13 protein-coding genes are annotated in these 20,749 nt (G+C 76.2%); 8 read left to right on the plus strand and 5 right to left on the minus strand.

What is annotated here, in order from left to right:
• Window positions 1-5: 5 nt before the first annotated feature.
• Both WHI96_RS04885 and WHI96_RS04890 read right to left on the minus strand, forming a co-directional pair.
• Window positions 6-1,214 carry an acyl-CoA dehydrogenase family protein gene (locus WHI96_RS04885; RefSeq protein ID WP_345649877.1) on the minus strand — a complete coding sequence of 403 codons (1,209 nt, stop codon included), beginning with the start codon at window positions 1,212-1,214 and terminating at the stop codon, window positions 6-8.
• Window positions 1,215-1,523: 309 nt separating this feature from the next.
• Window positions 1,524-2,372 (minus strand): NAD(P)-dependent oxidoreductase, encoded by an 849-nt coding sequence (locus tag WHI96_RS04890; protein ID WP_345649880.1) that lies wholly within the window; start codon window positions 2,370-2,372, stop codon window positions 1,524-1,526.
• Window positions 2,373-2,763: 391 nt separating this feature from the next.
• Between WHI96_RS04890 and WHI96_RS04895 the strand changes: the two genes are divergently transcribed.
• Complete coding sequence (locus tag WHI96_RS04895; RefSeq protein ID WP_345649882.1) at window positions 2,764-3,504, plus strand: HpcH/HpaI aldolase family protein; 741 nt, start codon at window positions 2,764-2,766, stop codon at window positions 3,502-3,504.
• A gap of 281 nt (window positions 3,505-3,785) precedes the next feature.
• Here WHI96_RS04895 and meaB read toward each other — a convergent pair whose 3' ends face one another.
• The 3 genes from meaB to WHI96_RS04910 all read right to left on the minus strand — a co-directional run bounded on the left by meaB (window position 3,786) and on the right by WHI96_RS04910 (window position 9,072).
• A complete protein-coding gene (meaB, locus tag WHI96_RS04900; protein WP_073574919.1) occupies window positions 3,786-4,769 on the minus strand; it encodes a methylmalonyl Co-A mutase-associated GTPase MeaB in 984 nt (327 codons plus the stop codon).
• Window positions 4,770-4,933: 164 nt separating this feature from the next.
• Window positions 4,934-7,144, minus strand: coding sequence for a methylmalonyl-CoA mutase (gene scpA, locus WHI96_RS04905; RefSeq protein ID WP_345649886.1), 2,211 nt, complete (start codon window positions 7,142-7,144; stop codon window positions 4,934-4,936).
• On the minus strand, window positions 7,141-9,072 hold the full coding sequence (locus WHI96_RS04910) for a methylmalonyl-CoA mutase family protein (protein WP_345649889.1): 1,932 nt from the start codon (window positions 9,070-9,072) through the stop codon (window positions 7,141-7,143). The genes scpA and WHI96_RS04910 overlap by 4 nt, the downstream gene beginning before the upstream one ends.
• Window positions 9,073-9,429: 357 nt before the next feature.
• Between WHI96_RS04910 and WHI96_RS04915 the strand changes: the two genes are divergently transcribed.
• The 7 genes from WHI96_RS04915 to WHI96_RS04945 all read left to right on the plus strand — a co-directional run bounded on the left by WHI96_RS04915 (window position 9,430) and on the right by WHI96_RS04945 (window position 20,703).
• Complete coding sequence (locus WHI96_RS04915; RefSeq protein WP_345649892.1) at window positions 9,430-10,050, plus strand: molybdopterin-dependent oxidoreductase; 621 nt, start codon at window positions 9,430-9,432, stop codon at window positions 10,048-10,050.
• A 2-nt stretch (window positions 10,051-10,052) separates the two neighbouring features.
• Window positions 10,053-10,769 carry an FAD-binding oxidoreductase gene (locus WHI96_RS04920; RefSeq protein ID WP_345649895.1) on the plus strand — a complete coding sequence of 239 codons (717 nt, stop codon included), beginning with the start codon at window positions 10,053-10,055 and terminating at the stop codon, window positions 10,767-10,769.
• A 65-nt stretch (window positions 10,770-10,834) separates the two neighbouring features.
• The gene (locus WHI96_RS04925; protein ID WP_345649898.1) at window positions 10,835-11,764 is read left to right on the plus strand and encodes an alpha/beta hydrolase; all 930 of its coding nucleotides are present in this window, start codon (window positions 10,835-10,837) and stop codon (window positions 11,762-11,764) included.
• Between the two features lie 241 nt (window positions 11,765-12,005).
• On the plus strand, window positions 12,006-16,721 hold the full coding sequence (locus WHI96_RS04930) for a Pls/PosA family non-ribosomal peptide synthetase (protein WP_349302350.1): 4,716 nt from the start codon (window positions 12,006-12,008) through the stop codon (window positions 16,719-16,721).
• Complete coding sequence (locus tag WHI96_RS04935) at window positions 16,718-17,419, plus strand: BPL-N domain-containing protein (protein ID WP_345641535.1); 702 nt, start codon at window positions 16,718-16,720, stop codon at window positions 17,417-17,419. The genes WHI96_RS04930 and WHI96_RS04935 overlap by 4 nt, the downstream gene beginning before the upstream one ends.
• On the plus strand, window positions 17,416-19,194 hold the full coding sequence (locus tag WHI96_RS04940) for a heparan-alpha-glucosaminide N-acetyltransferase domain-containing protein (RefSeq protein ID WP_345641538.1): 1,779 nt from the start codon (window positions 17,416-17,418) through the stop codon (window positions 19,192-19,194). Before WHI96_RS04935 ends, WHI96_RS04940 begins: the two co-directional genes overlap by 4 nt.
• 57 nt (window positions 19,195-19,251) lie before the next feature.
• Entirely contained in the window at window positions 19,252-20,703 is a 1,452-nt protein-coding gene (locus tag WHI96_RS04945) for a M1 family aminopeptidase (RefSeq protein WP_345641541.1), read from the plus strand.
• Window positions 20,704-20,749 lie beyond the last annotated feature (46 nt).

Here is a 20,749-nt window from a genome sequence, read left to right on the forward strand (position 1 = left end):
CGACGTCAGCCGAGCGGGCTGCGCGGCAGCAGCCGGTCGGAGATGATCTTGCGCTGGATCTCGCTGGTCCCCTCGAAGATCGTGGTCAGCCGGGCGTCGCGCCAGTGCCGTTCCACCTGGTGCTCGGTGGTGTAGCCGTTGCCGCCGTGCAGCTGGATGCCGTCCGCGGTGACCTCGGCGGCCATCTCGGTGGCCAGCAGCTTGACCATCGCCGCCTCCCGCTCGCAGGGCTCGCCGAGGTCGAGCCGGTGCGCCACGTTCCGGTAGAAGGCGCGGGCCTGCTCGACCCGGGCGGCCATCGTCGCCAGGGTGAACCGGACGGCCTGGAAGTCACCGATCGGGTGCTCGAACTGGTGGCGTCGCTGCAGGTAGCGCACGCAGTCCTCGACGGCGGCCCTGGCCAGCCCGACCGCCCGCGCGGCGGTGTGCACCCGGGCGATGTTCAGCCAGGACTGGGCGTCGGCGAAGCCCTCGCCGCCGGCGCCGAGCTGGTTGCCGACCGGCACCCGCACGCCGTCGAACTCCAGGTCCCAGGTGACGAAGCCGTGATAGCCGATCTTGTCGATCGGGCGGCCGGTGATCCCGGCGGGGAAGGTGTCGCGCTCCTTCTCCACGACGACCGTCGCCAGGCCCGCGGAGCGCTTCTCCCCCGGTGCCGGGTCGTCGGTGCGCACCAGCACCTGGATGAAGTCGGCGGCCTTGGCGTTGCCGGTCCAGCGCTTGTGCCCGGTGATGACGAACTCGTCGCCGTCGCGGACCGCGCGGGTCTCCACCCCGGCCAGGTCGGACCCGGCGTCGGGCTCGGACAGCGCGATCGCACCGATCCACTGCCCGCGGGCGGACCGGCGCAGCAGCTCGGTACGGCGCTCCGGGTCGGTGACGGCGGTCCCGGCGCCCTGCGCGCGGGCGATGATGGACCCGACGCTCATCCACGCCCGGGCGAGCTCCTCGGCGACCATGCAGTACTCGAACGCCCCGAGGCCGAGCCCGCCGTGCTGGCGGTCGACGGTGATGCCGAAGTACCCCAGCTCGCCCATCTCGTCGAGCAGGTCGCGCGGGATCTCGCCCTTGCGCGGGTCCAGTTCGTCGGCGACGGGCAGCACCCGGGTCGCGGCGAACTCGCGGGCCTGCTTCTGCAACGCCTCGCGCTCGGGGGTGTGGTACGGCGCGGTGAGCACCGGGACAGGCGGCTCGAGAAGATCGTCACTGGCCATGGCGGCAGTATGACCCGTCCCGACCGCCTCCGCCCGGACCGGACCCGGCCATCGGCACAGGACCGCTGCGGGACACGTCGCCGCGTGCGCACGACCGATCCCGCGCCCCCACGACGGTCCGGGCGGCCGGAGCCGGGCCGGTCGGGCCGGCCGCGGCGCACACCGCGCAGCTGCCGGGGGTCGGCCGCGGTCGTCGTCGGGGACGTGATCCCCGAGCGGCTCGCGCGGGCGCGCGGCCTCGGCCGGGAGCGGTCGACCTGTCCGGCGACGGCACCGGGTCCGGTGCCACCGGCGCGGGACGGGCCCGGCTCACCCGCCCGGCCCGGCCCCGGCCGCGCGCCGGTACAGCTCGGCGGCGGCGCGGGAGAAGCCGTCGGGCACCCCGGCGGCGGCGAACGCGTCGGCCGCCTCGTCCATCTCCCCCGCCCAGCGCCACGCCTTGCCCGCCATCCGCTCGCGGGCGCGGGCCAGCGCGGCGGTGTGGTCGACCCCGGCCCGGTCCAGCTCGGCGTGCAGGGCGCCGGTGACGCCGAACGCCGCCGCGGCCTCCTCCAGCGCCAGCCACAGCATCGGTGCGGCCTTGCTCTGCAGCGCGAAGCAGGCCTTCAGCCCACTCGCGGCGCCCAGGTCGGTCCCGGCGGTCCCGAGTACCCGGGCGGCGAACGGGCCGGGCTCGAACAGGGGGGCGGCGGTGTCCGCCCCGGGCCCGGACAGCCAGAGCGTGGTGGTGCCCGCCGTCCAGGCGGGCGGGCCGATGACGGCGCCGTCGCAGACCGTCGCGCGGTCGCCGAGCAGCGTCGCGATGCCGCGCACGGTGTCCGGGGACACCGCGTTGGCCTCGACGTAGAGCGGGCGGTCGGTGCGCCCGGCCAGCCCGGCGCCCACCAGGCCCGCGACCTCGCGCGCGGCGTGCGGCGGGCAGATCGACACGATCACGTCGGCCCGGGCGGCGAGGTCGGCGACGGTCGGCACCGCCTGCAGGTCGGCCAGCTCGGCGCGCTTGGCGGTGGTGTGCGAGCGGCCGGCGTCGGCCCAGATCACCGCGCCCGCGCGGGCCTTGAGCGCCGACCCGAGCGCGGCGCCCATCGCGCCGGGGTGCAGGACCCCGACCACCGGCCGGGCGGGCAGGGACACCGGCTGCGCGGACGGCGACGACATGGGGTGATGATGGCACCCCGCCCCACCCGACCCGGCGCGCGCACCCACGGCGCGGGCCCGCAGGGCGAGGTCGTCGACGAGCGCCGCGCGGCACCGGCCGGGCCCGGCGCACGGCCGACGAGCAGCAGGTCGGTCCTCCCGTTCACCCCGTTGCCCCCGGTCGTCACGGTCGGCGCGATCGGCGGACAGCCGAGGGGTGGAGGTCCGTGCGCGGGAGGACGCGGTCGGGCTCGGGGGAGCCCGGCGCACAGCGCGGTGGGGCCGCACCGTCCCCGCCCGCGGGCGGGGGGTTCTCGGTGGCACCGTCGCCGCAGCCGGCGAGCAGGACCGGGAGCAGCGAGACGGCGGTCTCGACTGGCGGGTCGGGAGCGTGGGGCGGCACGGTCGTCGCATGACCCCTGATCCCCTGTTCACCGGCGACGCGGTCGGTGGCTGGCTGCAGCTGCCCTCCCCCGCCGTCGCCGAGATCGCCGGCTCCGTCGGGTTCGACCTCGTCTGCGTCGACACCCAGCACGGCCTGATCGGCGACGACACCGTCCTGGGCATGCTGCAGGCCCTGTCCGCGACGGGGACGCCGTCGCTGGTGCGGGTCCCCGGGCACGGTGCCGAGGGCATCGGGCGGGCCCTGGACCGGGGCGCCGACGGCGTGATCGTCCCGCTGGTCGAGACCGCTGAGCAGGCCGCGGCGGCGGTCGCCGCCTGCCGCTACCCGCCGGACGGGGTGCGCAGCTTCGGGCCGGTCCGCCCGTCGTGGCAGGGCCGCGACGTGTTCGCGCCGCCGCACACGGTGGTGATGGTGGAGACGGTCGCGGCGGTGGCGAACCTGTCCGACGTCGTCGCCGTCGACGGGGTGGCGGCGGTGTTCGTCGGGCCGTCGGACCTGGCGTTGGCGCACGGGCTCCCGCTCGCCGCCCAGGGCGACGGCGGCCCGGAGTCCGACCGGCACGCCGAGCTGGTCTCCGGGATCGCCGCGGAGTGCGCCCGGGCCGGGGTGCCGGTGGGGATCTACTGCGACTCCCCCGCGCACGTGCGGCGCTTCCGGGCGCTGGGGTGCACGTTCACGATGCTCGCCGCCGAGCAGGCGATCCTGCGGTCGGCGCTGGCGGAGAAGCTGGCCGACGCCCGGCGCTGAGCGGTCGGCCCCGAGCGGTCGGGCACCGCGGGACGGCCCGGACCGCAGCGGGAACACTCCGGTGCCGCGCGGTGCCCGGGCGAGGCGGCGTCCGCGGCCGGGGACGCCGCCGTCGGGCAGCGCCGGGCGCAGCGCCACGTCGAGCACCACCCGCGCCGCGGCGGCGTCCGCGAGCCGGTCCCGCACACCGGTCGCGTCCTGACCGGCGGCGGCAGGTCAGCGCGACGGCGGGGACGGGCACGGCCGGCGCCGGGGTGCGCCCGGGGACCGGGACGGGTGGTTCAGCCCAGGACGTCGAGGATCTGCTGGGCGGCGAGGGTGGGGGTGAGCCCGCCGTCGCGGACCTCGGCGGTGAGCTTCGGGAGCCGCTCGGCCGTCGCCGGGTCGTGCAGCACCCGGTCCATGAGCCGGTCGCGCACCATCTGCCACATCCACTCGACCTGCTGGTCGGCGCGCCGGGTCGCGAGCTCGCCGCCCTTGTCGAGCGCCTCGCGGTGCGCGGTGACCTTTTCCCACACGGTGTCCAGACCCTTCCCGGTCTGCGCGGAGCAGGACAGCACCGGCGTGCGCCAGTGCGCCGAGGTGGGGGTCATCATGTGCAGCGCGCCGGCGAGCTCGCGGGCCGCGGCGCGGGCGTCGCGCTCGTGCGGGCCGTCGGCCTTGTTGACGGCGACGACGTCGGCGAGTTCCAGGATGCCCTTCTTGATCCCCTGCAGCGCGTCGCCGGTGCGGGCGATGGTGAGGAACAGGAAGGTGTCCACCATCCCGGCGACGGCGGTCTCGGACTGGCCGACCCCGACGGTCTCGACGAGGACGACGTCGAACCCGGCGGCCTCCATGACGACCATCGTCTCCCGGGTGCGGCGGGCGACCCCGCCGAGGGTGCCCGCCGACGGCGACGGCCGCACGAACGCGTGCGGGTCGACGGCCAGGCGCGGCATCCGGGTCTTGTCACCCAGGATGGACCCGCGGGTACGGGTGGACGACGGGTCGACGGCGAGGACCGCCACCCGGTGGCCCCGGGCGGTGAGCGTGGAGCCCATCGCCTCGATGAAGGTCGACTTCCCGACCCCGGGTACCCCGGAGATGCCGACCCGCACCGCGTGCCCGGCCTTCGGGGTCAGTTCCAGGAGCAGCTCCTGGGCGGCCCGCTGGTGGTCGGGCCTGCTGGACTCGACCAGGGTGATCGCCCGGGCGAGCAGGGTGCGGTCGCCGGCCAGGACACCGCGGGCGAGCTCAGCGGGGTCGGGGACGCGAGGGGCCATCGGCGGGACTCTCCTTGCGGGTCGGCACCGCGCCCGGTGCGCGGGTGGGCGCACCGGGCACGGCGACGGCGAACGCGATGACGGCGCCACGGTGCCGGCGGCTCTGTGGCGGCCGCTCCGTGGCGGCGGCACCGTGACGGCGGCACCGTGACGGCGGGCGTGGCTCAGTCGGCGTAGACGCTGCCGGCCTGTGCGGACGTGTCCGGCTCGTCGTGGCCGAGCGCGGCGGCCAGCTTGCCGAGCAGGTCGACGGCGGCCTCGGCGATGACCGTGCCGGGCGGGAACACCGCGGCGGCGCCCATCTCCAGCAGCTCCGGCACGTCCGCGGGCGGGATGACCCCGCCGACGACGACCATGATGTCGTCGCGACCCAGCTCGGCGAGCTCGCGGCGCAGCTCCGGGACCAGCGTGAGGTGCCCGGCGGCCAGCGAGCTGGCGCCGATCACGTGCACGTCGGACTCGGCGGCCTGCTTCGCGACCTCGGCCGGGGTCTGGAACAGGGGCCCGACGTCGACGTCGAAGCCGATGTCGGCGAACGCGGTGGAGATGACCTTCTGGCCGCGGTCGTGGCCGTCCTGGCCCATCTTCGCGACCAGGATGCGGGGCTGGCGGCCCTCGTGGCCGGCGAACTCGGAGACGAGCTCGCGGGCACGGTCGATCGCCGGGTTCTGCCCGGCCTCGGCGGAGTACACACCGGAGATGATGCGGATCTGTCCGGCGTGGCGCCCGAAGACCTTCTCGAGTGCGTCGGAGATCTCCCCGACCGTGGCCTGGTCGCGGGCCGCGTTCACGGCCAGCTGGAGCAGGTTCTCGTCGTCGGAGCGCGACGAGCCCTCGGCGATCTTCTCCGCGGCGCCGGTGAGCGCGCGCAGCGCCTCGTCGACGGCGCGGTCGTCGCGCTCGGCACGCAGCCGGGCGAGCTTGTCGAGCTGCTCGCGGCGGACGTTGGCGTTGTCGACCTTGAGCACGTCGATCTGCTCGTCGGCCTCGACGACGTACTTGTTGATGCCGATGACCGGCTGGCGGCCGGAGTCGATCCGGGCCTGGGTGCGGGCCGCGGCCTCCTCGACGCGCATCTTCGGGATGCCGGCGTCGATGGCCTGGGCCATGCCGCCCGCCTTCTCGACCTCGTCGATGTGCGCCCACGCCCGCTTCGCGATGTCGTAGGTGAGCTTCTCGACGTAGTACGAGCCGCCCCACGGGTCGACGACGTTCGTGGTGCCCGACTCCTGCTGCAGCAGCAGCTGGGTGTTGCGGGCGATCCGGGCGGAGAAGTCCGTCGGCAGCGCGAGGGCCTCGTCGAGGGCATTGGTGTGCAGCGACTGGGTGTGGCCCTGGGTGGCGGCCATCGCCTCGATGCAGGTGCGGACGACGTTGTTGTAGACGTCCTGGGCGGTCAGCGACCAGCCGGAGGTCTGCGAGTGCGTCCGCAGCGACAACGACTTGGCGCTCTGCGGCTCGAACCGGTTCACGAGCTTCGACCAGAGCAGGCGCGCGGCCCGCATCTTGGCGACCTCCATGAAGAAGTTCATGCCGATCGCCCAGAAGAAGCTCAGCCGCGGGGCGAACCTGTCGATGTCCAGGCCCGCGTCGACCCCGGCCCGCAGGTACTCGACGCCGTCGGCGAGGGTGTAGGCCAGCTCCAGGTCGTTCGTCGCCCCGGCCTCCTGGATGTGGTACCCGGAGATCGAGATCGAGTTGAACTTCGGCATGTTCCGGCTGGTGTAGCCGAAGATGTCGGAGATGATCTGCATCGACGGCTGCGGCGGGTAGATGTAGGTGTTGCGGACCATGAACTCCTTCAGGATGTCGTTCTGAATGGTCCCGGTCAGCTTCTCGGGGCTCACGCCCTGTTCCTCGGCGGCGACGATGTAGAGCGCCAGCACCGGCAGCACGGCGCCGTTCATCGTCATCGACACCGACATCCTGTCCAGCGGGATGCCGTCGAAGAGCTGGCGCATGTCGAGGATCGAGTCGATCGCGACACCGGCCATCCCGACGTCACCGGCGACGCGGGGGTGGTCGGAGTCGTAGCCGCGGTGGGTGGCCAGGTCGAACGCGATCGACAGGCCCTTCTGCCCGGCGGCGAGGTTGCGCCGGTAGAACGCGTTCGACTCGGCGGCGGTGGAGAACCCGGCGTACTGGCGCACCGTCCACGGCTGGTTGGTGTACATCGTCGGGTACGGCCCGCGCAGGTACGGGGTGATGCCCGGGTAGGTGTGCAGGAAGTCGACGCCGGCGAGGTCGTCGGCGGTGTAGAGCGGCTTGACGCCGATCCCCTCCGGTGCCTCCCAGACGTCGGCGGAGCCGGTCCAGGTGGTCGCGGGGGTGGTGTCGCCCAGGAGCGGCACGCCGGTGAAGTCGGGAATGCTCACTTCGAGCCCTCCAGGTGGGTGTACACGTCGTCGAGGACGGCGAGGGCGTCGCAGCCGGCGAACAGGTGGCCGTCGACGCCGGGGACCTCGTCCTTCGGCTTCCCTGCGAGCAGGATGCGCGCGGCACCGGCCTCGCGCAGCGCGGCGGCGGTCTCGGCGGCCCGCTCGTCGTAGAGGCTGTCCGAGGAACAGAGCACCACGACCGGCGTGCCGTCCTTGCCGTAGGCCTCGACGACGTCGGCGGTGGAGTCGGTCGGGCCGGCGTCGACGGTGTCGACGCCGCCCGCGGCCAGCAGGTTGCGGGTGAATCCGGCGCGCGCGGTGTAGACCGCGAGCGGGCCGAGGGTGGCGAGGAAGGCGGTGGGGCGCGAGCCCGTCTCGGCCAGCAGCGCGTCGGAGCGGTCCCGGTGGGCCTCGTAGACCTCGGCGGGGCGGTAGAGCGGCAGCCCCCCGCGCTCGACGGCCGGCGGCAGCGGGGTGCGCTCGACCGGCTTCTCGTTCAGGTCGGGGAACTCCGAGACGCCGGTGAGCGGCGTCCTCCGCTTCGCGACGTCGGCCTCGCGGCGGGCGCGGACCTCGCCGACCCGTTCGGCGACCAGGCCGGAGTCGAGCGCGGTGACGGCGCCGCCCGCGCCCTCGATCTCGACGAAGAACTCCCACGCCAGGCGGGCCAGGTCGTCGGTCAGGTGCTCGACGTACCAGGAGCCGCCGCCCGGGTCGATGACCCGGGCCAGGTGCGACTCCTCGACGAGCAGGTTCTGGGTGTTGCGGGCGATGCGGCGGGAGAACGGCTCGGCGACGCCGAGGGCGGCGTCGAACGGCGGCACGGTGACCGCGTCGGCGCCGCCGACGCCCGCGGCGAACCCGGCGACGGTGCCGCGGAGCATGTTCACCCACGGGTCGCGGCGGGTGAACAGCGCCTCGGGGACGGTGGCGTGCTGGGTCTGCGGCACGTCGGTGACGCCGGAGGCCTCCAGCACCCGGGCCCACAGCCGCCGGCCGGCGCGCAGGGCGGCGATCGTCGGGAACTGCTCGGGGGTGGCGGCGTAGCGGAACTCGAGCAGCCGGGCCGCGTCGGCGACCCCGATCCCGGCCGCGTCGAGCGCCCGCAGGTAGGCGACGCCCGCGGCCAGGGACCAGCCCAGCTCCTGGGCGTTCGAGCCGCCCGCCTCGCGGATGACGGTCGCGTCGACGGTGATCGCGGTGATCTTGTCGAAGGTGCCGTGGACTCGGCGGGCGACCTCGACGACCGAGTCGACGTCCGGGCCGGCCCCCGCGCGGGCGCGCAGCCCGATCGGGTCCACGCCCAGCGAGCCGAGCAGCTCGGCGTCCTCGACACCGTTGCGCGCGGCCAGGTCCAGGTAGGCGTGCGCGGCCGCGACCTGCTCGGTCCCGGCGTCGAGGGCGACCCCTGCCAGGTCCAGATGCACGCCCTCCAGGGCGCGTGCCAGGTCGGCGACGGCGACGCCGCCCCCGCCCACGCGCAGCCACACCGAGGTGACGCCGCACTCCAGGTCGGCCAGCACGGCCTCGCGGACGGCGGCCGGGTCGGTGCCGGCGTGGCGCTGGCGGATGTCCCAGCCGTCGGGGACGTGCCCCTCGGTGCGGGCGCCGCGGGTGAACGGCCACGACCCCGGCACACCGGTGGGCGGCAGGTCGGTGGTGTCCTCGTCGGCGTAGAGCGGCGCGACACGGATGCCGTCGGGAGAGGTGCGGGTCAGGGTCTCGACCCCGGCCCCGAGCTCGGCGTCCTCGCCGATCCGGCCCGACTTGCGCACCACCGCGTCCGCGGCGGCGAGCCACTGGTCACGGGTGACCGGGTCGAAGCCGCCCGCCAGGACCAGCTCCTCCGGCTCCACCGGACCGTCCACGGCAGAGCCCTCCGGACCGGCTGCGCGGTCGACCGCGCTGCGGTCACTGTCCGTCATCCGCTCTGTTCTCCTCACCGGCCCGCGGGGCGGCCTCGTTGCCCGCCGGATGGCGCCGTCGTCGACGCCACCGAAGTGCAGCGGAGTCTAGTGAGCCGGTGCCACCGGGGGCAGGCGCTGTGGCGAGGCGCGCACGGCCCTGTGATGCACCCGACTGGCGCAACGGGACCGTCCGGGGGCCTCGCGGCGTACACCCGGCGGTTCCCCGCCGGTAGTCCTCACGGGTGGCCCCGGACGCCCTGGACGCCGGTCGGGGGCCGTGTCGACTCCCGGACCGCGTCGGCCGTGCGGACGACGCACACCTGGTGACCCGAGACGGGCGGGAACAACAGGGGGCGGGGGTGCATTCTGGTCGGCATGCCCCCCGTGACCCGAGGATTCGTCGGGCGCAGGCCGCGGGACCGGCGGCTGCCACCCGGCCAGTACGACGCCGGCGACCAGTGGCCGGTGCTGACCGCCGAACGCGCCCCCACCCTGGACACCGCCCGCTGGACCTTCCGCGTCGACGGCCTCGTCCAGCGCCCGGTCGAGTGGACCTGGGACGAGATCCGCGCCCTGCCCCGCGAACGCTGGGACGGCGACATCCACTGCGTCACCACCTGGTCGAAGTTCGGGATGCGCTGGAGCGGGGTCGCGGTCGACACGCTGCTGGAGGCCGCGGGACCACTGCCGGAGGCGCGGTTCGCCGTCGCGCACTCGCACTCGGGCTACACCACGAACATGCCGCTGTCCGACCTCACCGGCGGCCGGGCGTGGCTGGCGTTCGAGGCCGCGACCGCACCCGCCCACCCGGCCCCGCTGACCCGCGAGCACGGCGGCCCGGCGCGGCTGCTGGTGCCGCACCTGTACTTCTGGAAGAGCGCGAAGTGGGTCGCCGGCCTGCGCCTGGCCGCCGAGGACGAGCCCGGCTTCTGGGAGCGCAACGGCTACCACGACCGCGGCGACCCGTGGTCCGAGCAGCGCTTCGCAGGGGACTGACCGTGGACACCACCCCGCGGCGCACCCTGCGCTGGCAGGCCGCGACCGTGCTGTCGGTGCACGACGAGGCCCCGGGGGTGCGGACGTTCCGGCTCGGTCTGTCCGAGCCCGCCACGCACCTGCCGGGCCAGTACTACGTGCTGCGTCTGACCGCCGAGGACGGCTACACCGCACAGCGCAGCTACTCGGTGGCCTCCGCGCCCGACGGGCGGCCGGAGATCGCGCTGACCGTCGAACGTCTCGACGACGGTGAGGTGTCGGAGTTCCTGCACGACGTCGCCGTCGTCGGGGACGTGCTGGAGGTCCGCGGCCCGGTCGGCGGCTGGTTCGCCTGGGACGGGGTCTCCCCCGCGCTGCTGGTCGGCGGCGGCTCCGGCCAGGTCCCGCTGGCCGCGATGCTGCGCCACGCCCGCGCCGCCGGCCGTCCCGACCTGGTCCGGATGCTGGTCTCGGTCCGCACGCCGGACGACCTGTTCTACGGCGAGGAGCTCACCGGCCCGCCGGTCACCACGGTGTTCACCCGGACCGCCCCGCCGGGCGCGGCCCGCCCGGCGGGCCGGCTCACCCTCGGCGACCTCGCCCCGCTGGTCCGCGGCGAGGAGACCGCGTTCGTGTGCGGCTCCGCCGCCTTCGCCGCCGCCGCGGCCGACCTGCTCGCCGCCGCCGGGATCCCCGACCACGCGATCCGGATCGAGCAGTTCGGGCCGACCGGGGCCTGACCCCGCGGCCCGCCGCGGGCGTGCGGCAGGATGACGCCCCCGCCCGCGCACCGCAGGAGCCGACGATGACCGTCACCCCCGCCGAGACGTCGTTCCCCAGCGGCGGGCTGCGCTGTGCGGCCTGGCACCTCGCCCCGGCCGGCGACGCGCTCGCGAACGACCGCGGCCGCCCCTGCGTGGTCATGGCGCACGGCTTCGGCGCCACCCGCGACTCCGGGCTGCTGCCCTTCGCCCAGCGTTTCGCCGCCGCGGGCTGCGCGGTGCTCGTGTTCGACTACCGCGGGTTCGGCGCCTCCGACGGCACCGGCGACCCCCGCCTGGACCAGGACGTCCACCACGGCAGGCACCGCGCCGACTACCACGCCGCGATCGCGCACGCCCGCACGCTGCCCGGCGTCGACCCCGAGCGGATCGTGCTGTGGGGCAGCTCGTACTCCGGCGGGCACGTCGTCCCGGTCGCCGCCCGCGACGGCCGGGTCGCCGCGGTGATCTCCCAGGGCGCGGCGATGGACGGGACCGCCGCGCTGCTGGAGATCCTGCGCTACGCCGGACCCGGGCAGCTGGCCCGCCTCACCGGGCACGGACTGCGTGACGCCGCCGCCGAGCTGCTCGGACGCCCGCCGCACCGGATCGCGGTGTTCGGACCGCCCGGGTCGACCGCGGCGATCACCTCGCACGACGCCGAGAGCGGCTACTCCTCGATCACCGGACCCGGGTTCCGCAACACCATGCGGGCCCGGGGCGCGCTGCGGATCCCGCTGAACCGCCCGGTGACGGCGGCGGCGCGGCTGCGGGCGCCGATCCTCGTCGTCGTCGCGGCGCGGGACTCGATCGCGCCGCCGGCGTCGGTGCGCGCGGTCGCCGCACGGGCCGGGGCGGGCTCGGAGGTGCTGGAGCTGCCGTGCGGGCACTTCGACATCTACCTCGGCGAGGTGTTCGAGCGGTCCGTGACCGCACAGGTGGACTTCCTGCGCCGCACGCTCGCCGTCGCCTGACTGGGCCGGACGGAGGACCCGGGGACCCCGGCCGGGGCAGCACGGCCTGTGAGCGGGCACACTCCGTAAAACTGAGCGCGTATCGCTTAGTTGCTCGCCGTAACGGGTCCCGATCCCGTGGCGATGTCACGGGGGACCACGGCGGCCTCACCGGTCCGCACCCCTGAACCCACAGGGTTGCTCCCCAGCCGGACCGCAGAAAGCGTCCCGTCGCCGTGTAGGGAGATGACGGCACGTGACGATGTCCCCGCCCCGCGCGGGGGTCGCCGTGGCGCGCCCGGCCCCGGCCGGAGCGCCCGCGCGACACCCGGACCGCCTGCACCGGTTCTTCGAGGCCACGGTCGCCCGGACCCCGCGGGCGGTCGCGCTGCAGGACGGCGGCCTGGAGCTGACCTACGCCGAGCTGGACGCGCGCGCGAACCAGCTCGCCCGCCACCTGGCCGGGCTCGGCGCGGGCCCCGGCCGGCGCGTCGGGATCCTGCTGCACCGGACCTGGCGGACCTACGCGGTGCTGCTGGCGATCGGCAAGACCGGCGCCGCGTTCGTCCCGATCGACCCGGCGGCCCCGGCGGACCGGGTCGGCTACATCCGCGAGGACGCCGGGCTGGACCTGCTGGTCACCACCTCGGACCTGGCGGGCGAGCTGCCCACGCCCGGGCTGGTGCTGCTCGACACCTGCGTCGACGTCGTCGCCGCGCTCCCCCGTCACCCGCTCGCCCCGGTCGCGGTCGACCCGGACCCGGCGCCGCTGGCCTACATCATCTACACCTCGGGCTCCAGCGGGCGGCCCAAGGGCGTCGCGATCGCCCACCCCAGCATCTGCAACTTCGTGCACGTCATCACCCGCGTCTACGACGTCCGTCCGCACGACCGCGTCTACCAGGGCATGACGATCTCCTTCGACTTCTCGATCGAGGAGATCTGGCCGACCTTCGCCGCCGGGGCGACACTCGTCGTCGGGCCGACGGACTCACGCCGGATCGGCGCGGAGCTGGGCGACTTCCTCGCCGACACCGGCGTCACCGTGCTGTGCTGCGTGCCGACCCTGCTGGCGACGATCCCGCGGGAGCTGCCCGCGCTGCGCACCCTGCTCGTCGGCGGCGAGGCCTGCCCGGCCGGCCTGGTGGAGCGCTGGGCGCGCCCCGGGCGCCGGATGCTCAACACCTACGGCCCCACCGAGACCACCGTGACCTGCACCTGGGGCGAGCTGCACCCGGGGAAGCCGGTCACGATCGGGCGCCCGGTGCCCACCTACTCCGCGGTGATCCTCGACGACTCCCTGCGCGAGGTCGCCCGCGGCGAGGTCGGCGAGCTCTGCATCGGCGGCCCCGGGGTCGGCATCGGCTACGTCAACCTGCCGGAGAAGACCGCGGACCGGTTCGTCCGCCACCCCGCGGCACCGGCCAACGGCGACGGACGGCTCTACCGCACCGGTGACCTCGCCCGGTTCGACGAGCACGGCGAGATCGTCTACCTGGGCCGCGCCGACGACGAGGTCAAGATCCGCGGGCACCGCGTCGACCTGGGCGAGATCGAGACCGTCGCGCTGGAGCACGCGGACGTGGAGAGCGCCGTCGCCGCGGTCGCGAAGACCGACGACGGCACCGGTGAGGAGCTGACCGTCTACGTCGTCCCGGCCGCCGGGCCGGGCGGGCCGGTGGACCGGGCGGCGCTGCACGAGCTGCTGCGGACCCGGCTGCCCGAGTACATGGTGCCGGGCTACCTCGAGGTGCTCGACGCCCTGCCGATGATGCCCAGCGGCAAGGTCGACCGGCCGAAGCTGCCGGCCCCGTCCGGGCCGCGGATCGTGGTGGCCCACGGCCCGCACGTCGAGCCGTCGACCGAGCTGGAGACCGGGGTCCGGGCGGTGCTCGCCGAGGTGCTGGCGCTCGACGCGGGTCAGGTCTCGGTCACCGCCGACTTCTTCGACGAGCTCGGCGGGCACTCGCTGCTCGCCGCCCGGCTGGTGACCCTGCTGCGCGAACGCGGCGTCGGCCGCTCCCCCGCGGTGCGCGACCTGTACGAGCACCCGACGGTCCGTGGCCTGGCCGCGGCGCTGGACCCCGACGCGGCGGGCGACGGCGGCGACGGCTCAGTGCCCCCGCCCCCGCGCCCGGAGCCGCTGCGCCACTCCCGGCGCCGCTACTCCGCCGCCGGGACCGCGCAGGGCGCCGGGCTGTTCGTCCTGATGCTGGTGATGACCCTGCCCGCGGCCGGGGTGTACGCCTGGCACAGCGGCCGGGTCGCCCCGGACGTGCTGGCCCAGCTCGCCGTCGGCGCGACCGCGATCTTCCTGCTGCAGCGCTGGCTGCTCGCCCCGCTCGCCGTGCGCGGGCTCACCGCCCGGGTCGCACCCGGCCGGTACCGCATGTGGGGACGGGTGCACCTGCGGCTGTGGGCCGCGGACCTGCTGCTGTCGATGTCGCCGCTGCCGGTGCTGTCCGGCGGTCCGCTCGCCCCGGCCTACCTGCGGATGCTCGGCGCCGCCGTGGGCCGCGACGTGCACCTGGGCACCTCGGTGCTGTCGATGCCCGCGCTGCTGCGGATCGGCGACGGCGCCACCGTCGGCTACGGCGCCGCGCTACGGCCCTGGACGCTGGCCGACGGCTGGGTGACCGTCGCCCAGATCGCGGTCGGCGAGGGCGCCCACGTCGGCGCCAGCGCGGTCGTCGAACCGGGTGCGGTGGTCGGCGCGGACGCCGTCGTCGGGGAGCAGTCCGCGCTCGCCGCGGACCAGGTGGTGCCGCCCGGCGAGCACTGGGCCGGGTCCCCCGCGGTGCCCGACGCCGCCGACGCCGCGGTCGCCGAGCTGACCGAGCGCGGCCCCGCGCCGTCCTGGACGCGGCCGCAGCGGGCGGCCGCACTGGCCGGGATCGCCGCGCTGGAGTTGGTGTCGCTGCTGGCGCTGGTCCCGGCGGTGCTGCTGGTGTGGTCCTCGCTGCTGCTGTTCGGCGACGGCCCCGCCCTGCTCGTCGCCGCCCTGGTCGGGCCGGTGTTCGTGGTGACGGTCTGCGTGCTGGTGGCCGTCGGCCGGCGGGTCGTCGCGCCCCGCACCGGGCCCGGGGTCTTCCCGGCGCGCTCCGCGCTGGGGTTGCGCAAGTGGTTCGGCGACAAGCTGCTGGAGATGAGCCTGACCTACACCAACTCGCTGTACTCGACGCTCTACACGGTCGGCTGGCTGCGGCTGCTCGGCGCCCGGATCGGGCGCGGCGCGGAGGTGTCCACCGCCTCGCACATCGACCCGGAGATGCTGACGATCTCCCAGGGCAGCTTCGTCGCGGACATGGCGAGCGTGGGCAGCGCGACCTTCCACAACGGCTGGATGGTCCGCCGTCCGACGCTGGTGGGTCGGCGCGCGTTCGTCGGGAACGCCGCCGTCGTCCCGGCCGGGTCGACGCTCGGCGACGAGTCGCTGATCGGTGTCGCGACGGTGCCCCCGGCGTCGGGCGTGCCGCGCGACACCACCTGGCTGGGGTCCCCGGCGATGCACCTGCCGGTGCGCCAGGACTCCGGGGACCACCCGGAGTCGCTGACGTTCGCTCCGTCGCGGCGCCGCGTCGCCGAGCGGCTCGGCATCGAGTTCCTGCGGGCCACCCTGCCCGCCTCGGCGATCTCGGTGTCGATCTACCTGTTCCTGCAGGGGCTGTCCGACGTGGCCCGCACCGGCGCGGCGTGGCAGGTCGTGCTGGCGGCACCGGTGCTGGCGCTGGCCTCGGCGCTCGCGCTGGTCCTGCTGGTCGCGGCGGTGAAGTGGCTGGTCGTGGGCACCTACCGGCCGCGGACCGAGCCGCTGTGGAGCCGCTTCGTGCGCCGCTCGGAGTTCGTCACCGGGCTGTACGAGGCCTCCGCGGTGCCCGGGCTGCTGAGCATGCTGTCCGGAACCCCGCTGCTGCCGCCGATGCTACGGCTGCTCGGAGCCCGGATCGGGCGCCGGACCTGCGTGTCGACGACCTACCTCACCGAGTACGACCTGGTCGAGATCGGGGACGACGCCGTCGTCGGGCGGGACGTGTCGCTGCAGACCCACCTGTTCGAGGACCGGGTCATGAAGATGTCGACGGTGTCGATCGCGGACGGCGCGTCGGTCGGGGACCGGGCGATCGTGCTCTACGACGCCGTCGTCGGCGCCGGGGCGCGGCTCGACCCGCTGTCGCTGGTGATGAAGGGCGAGCACCTGCCGCCCGGCACCCGCTACCGGGGCATCACCGCCCGCGCGGTACCCGACGCGGCTCCGGCCGACGCCGGGATCCGGCCCGTCCCGGAGGCCTCCGCCGCGGCACCGGCCGTGCCGCCTGCCGTGCCGCCTGCCGTGGCGCCGGAGACCGTGGCCGCGACCGTGCGGGTCGCGGCCGTCGACCCGGAGCGGACGATGGTCCTCACCCGGGTGCAGGGGGCCGACGACCCGGGCCGCACGCTGCTGATGCGCTCCGTACTGGCCGGGCGCCAGGCCCCGCGCCGCGGCAGCACCGGCCGGCACCGCGCGGGCGCCACCGGCTCGACCGGTGCCCCCGGAGGCGGACCCGCCGGTGCCGGGCACGGCCGCCGCGCCCCCGCCCGGCCGGGCGGCACGTCCCGTGCGCCGCACCGCCACGCCGCCGCGGGCCACGAGGACCGCGCCGGCGCGGTCGTCGGTGCGGGCGACGGCGGGCCGGGCCCCACGGCGCGTTCCGCGCAACACGGCCCGGCCCCCACGCCGCGTTCCGCGGAACGCGGACAGACCACCGGAGCAGCTGCCGCCGGGCACGGCCCGGGCCCGACGCCGCGTTCCGCGGACCGCGGACGGAGCCCCGGAGCAGGTTCCGCGGAACGCGGGCAGGGACCGGTGGCGCGTTCCACGGAACGCACCGAACGGGCCCTCCCGGCCGTGCCACACCAGCCGGGACCGGGGACGGCCCCGCCCCCGGTGTCGCGCCCCCGCGACCGCCGCCCCGCCCGATCCGGGCCGGGCCCGCGGTGAGGCTGCTCGACCGGCTGCTCGGCCGCCGCGCCCCGGACCCGGTCGGCACCGGCCGCCCGGTCGCGCTGGTCTACCGCGGACCGGCGTCGCAGCCGACCGGGTGCGCGGAGTCGGTGGCGGCGCTGCTGGCCTCGTCGCGGCACGGGTTCGAGGTGCACTACACCGGCCCGCGCGAACGGCTCCCGCTCACCGCGGACACCCTCGCCCGCGCGACGCTCTACGCCCAGCCCGGCGGCGGCACCCTGTCCGCCGCGTGGCGCACGATGCGGCCGGTGGCCGGTCCGCTGCGCGACTGGGTCGGCGACGGCGGCCGCTACCTCGGGTTCTGTCTGGGCGGCTACCTGGCCGGGGCCACCCCCGGGTTCGGGCTGCTGCCCGGCGACACCGACCGCTGGATCGACTCCCCCGGCGCCACCGTCGGCCACGACGGCGACGCCCTGGTCCGGCTCGACTGGCGCGGCCGCGACCGCACCCTGTTCTTCCAGGACGGCCCGCACTTCCTGCTCGACTCCGGCACCGTCCTCGCCCGCTACCCCGACGGGCTCGTCGCCGCCGCCGTGACCCCGTTCGGGCGCGGCCGGGTCGGCGTCGTCGGCCCGCACCCCGAGGCCGGTCCCGACTGGTTCGCCGACGCCGGCCTGCACCCGGCCGACGCCCGCGACCTCGGGCACCAGCTGATCGACGAGGTTCTGACATGACCCGACCGCAGCCGCCCGGCAGCCACCGCCGCGGCGCCGACCGCCCCGCGTCGTCCCGGCCGCCGGTGCCCGCCCTCGTCCCCGTACCGGGCGCGCCGTCGACCACCCCACCGCAGCCGCCCACCGCGGCGTCGCGCACCGGTCCGCCGCACACCGCCCCGCCGCACACCGCCCCGCCGCACACCGCAGCCCCGCCGACCGCAGCCCCGCCGACCGCGGCGCCCCGGACGGACGCCCCCCGGCGGAGCGGCACCGGCACCCACCGCACCCCGGAGGGACGGCCGGACTCCGCCACCCGGGCCGGGAGCCGGCCGCGCCGCCCGTCCGGTCCGCCCGGCACCACGCCCGGGACGACCGTCGCCGTCCCGGCCCCCCGCACCGCCGGTCCCCCGCCGGCACCGCCGGTCCCCGGGCGGACCCAGCGCGCCGCGGCCGCACCACCGGACGCCGCCGAGACCACCACCGTGCTCCCGGCCGCGACCCGGTCCATGCCCGCCCCGGCCACGGCTCCCCCGGCTCCCCCGGCTCCCCCGGCCGCGCCGGCCGCGCCGGCCGCGCCGGCCGCGCCGGAGCCCGCGCCGCCCCGCGAGCGCCTGATCGGTGTCGACGCCACCCGCGGGGTCGCGCTGCTCGGCATCATCGCCGTGCACGCCCTCGTCGAGGCCACCGACGACGGCACACCCACGCCCAGCTACCTCGTGTTCGGCGGCCGCTCCGCGGCGCTATTCGCCGTCCTCGCCGGGGTCTCGTTCGCGTTCATGACCGGGCGCGACCGGGTCCGCACCGGCCCGGACCTGCGCGCCGCGGCGGCGATGCTCGCCACCCGCGCCGGGGTCCTCATGGTGCTGGCACTGGCCCTGAGCTGGACCGACCCGTCGATCGCGGCGCTGATCCTGCCCTACTACGCGGTCGCGTTCCTGCTCGCGATCCCGCTGGTCGCGCTCCCGACCCGGATCCTCGCGCCGCTCGCGGTGCTGCTGTGTCTCGGGATACCGGTCCTCTCGCACCTGGTGCGCCCGTTCCTGCCGGTGCCCGACCTCGGCAACCCCTCGGTGCCCGACCTCGTCACCGACCCCGGCGCGCTGCTGTCGGAGCTGACCCTGACCGGCGCCTACCCGGCGGTGGTCTGGCTCGCCTACATGGCGGTCGGGATCGTCGTCGGACGGCTGCGGCTGTCGGACCGGCGCACGGCGGCCGCGCTGCTGGGTGGCGGCGTCGTCGCGGCGACGGCGGCCACCGGACTGTCGATGTGGCTGCTCGGCCCGGGCGGCGGGTACGCCGCGATCGCCGCGGTGAGCCCGCCGTCGATCCTCGACAGCGCCCCGACGATCGCCGACGTCGTCACCGGCTACCCCGACGGCGTCACCCCCACCTCGACGTGGTGGTGGCTGGCGACCGTCGCGCCGCACTCGGGCACCCCGCTCGACATTCTCCAGACCACCGGGTCGGCGCTCGCCGTGCTCGGCGCGGTCCTGCTCCTGGCGTCGGTCACCACCCGCGGCGCCGCCCCGCTGCTGGGACATCTGCTGCGCCCGCTCGCCGCCGCCGGGTCGATGACGCTGACCCTCTACGTCGGCTCGATCCTGTTCATGAACTCCCCGCTCGACGACCTGGGCCCCTGGGAGGGCTACCTGTGGCAGATCGCCGTCGCGGTCGGGATCGGGCTGGCGTGGCGGCGCGCGGTCGGGCGCGGCCCCCTGGAGACCGTCGTGTCGGCGCCCGCGCACGCCGTCCGGGACCGGCTGCGCGGCCGGGCCCGCGATCGGGTGGCGTAGCCGGGCGGTGCCGCACGCCGTTCGCCGCCCGCGGGCACCACGGATAGCCTCGCCGTCATGATCGACCTGACCCGGCGGCGCCGTGCCCTCGTCGGCGTCGCCGTCGTCCTGGCCGTGCTGGGAGGCTGCGCGGCCGGCGTGCCGCGGGTCGAGCGGGCAGCCCCGTCGCCGCAGCGCCCGGTCGTCGACGCGTCGCTGGACCTCGCACCGGACCTGTCCTCGGCCACCGGCCGCCAGACCGTCCGCTTCACCCCCGACGCCCGGATCTGCGAGCTGGTCTTCCGGCTCTGGACCAACCGGCCCACCGTCGTCTCCGGCGGCGGCTCGTCCCGGGTCACCGACGCGAGCGTCGACGGCATCCCGGTCACCCCGCGCACCGAGCAGGCGGGCGCCCCGGACGGCGCGCCCGGCACGCTCGTCGAGCTGCCGCTGCCGTCCTGCGTCGACGCGGGCACCACCGTCACCGCGCAGCTCGGGTTCACCCTCACCCTCGGCGAGGACTCCACCGAACGCATCGGCCACTCCCCGTCGGCGGGCACCGCCTGGCTCGGCAGCCCGCTGCCGGTGCTGGACCGGGTCCGCGGCCGCGGCTGGGTCCGCACCCCCGCGGTGCGGATGTCCGGCGAGACCGTCGTCGCCGAGGACTACCGGCTCGCCTCGCTCGCCGTCACCGCGGCGGCCGACCAGCAGGTCGTCGGCGTCGGGACGGCCACCGGCACCCGCGACGCCGGCGGCGGGCGCCTCACCCGCACCTTCACCGCCGACGCGGTCCGCGACGTCGCGGTCGCCGTCGGCGCCTACGAGGTCGCCGAGTCCACGGTGGGGACCACCCGGGTGCACGTCGCGCTGCCCACCGAGGGCCGCGCGGGGGCCCGACGCGGCGGCGAGCTGCGCGGCTCCGCGCAGGACTGGCAGCGCGAGGTCGCCCGCTTCCTGCCCGCCCTGGAGCGGCTGCTCGGCCCGTACCCCTACTCCGACCTGTGGCTGACGGTCGTCCCCACCCAGAGCGACGGCGTCGAGTTCCCGACCCACCTGCAGTTCGGCGACGTCGACGACGCCACCCGCCCGTCGCTGACCGCGCACGAGATCGCCCACTCCTGGTTCTACGCGCTGGTCGGCAACGACCAGGCCCGCGACCCCTGGCTCGACGAGGCGTTCACGACCTGGGCCCAGGCCATGGTCGCCGGGCAGCGCGACCTGTACCGGATCGGCAGCTTCGGGCCCGGCGACGTCGCGGGCCCGATCGGCGCCCCCGTGTCGTTCTGGGACTCCCGCGGCGGGTTCACCGACCTCGTCGACGGCGTCTACGACCAGGGTGCCGCCGCCCTGTTCGCGGGCCGCGACGCCGTCGGCGCACAGCGGTTCGACGCCGCGGTCCGCGCCTACGTCGAGGCGAACGCACACCGCGTCGCCGCCCCCGCCGACGTCGAACGGGCCTTCGCCGACCTGCCACAGGTGCTCGACGTGCTGCGCCGCCACGGCGCCTTCGACCCGCGCACCGGCGGCTGAGCAGCCCCGCCGCGACCCGCGTGTCCAGGTCCACCGGGCCCGGTTC

This window comes from Pseudonocardia tropica (assembly GCF_040105315.1).
Classification (GTDB): domain Bacteria; phylum Actinomycetota; class Actinomycetes; order Mycobacteriales; family Pseudonocardiaceae; genus Pseudonocardia; species Pseudonocardia alni.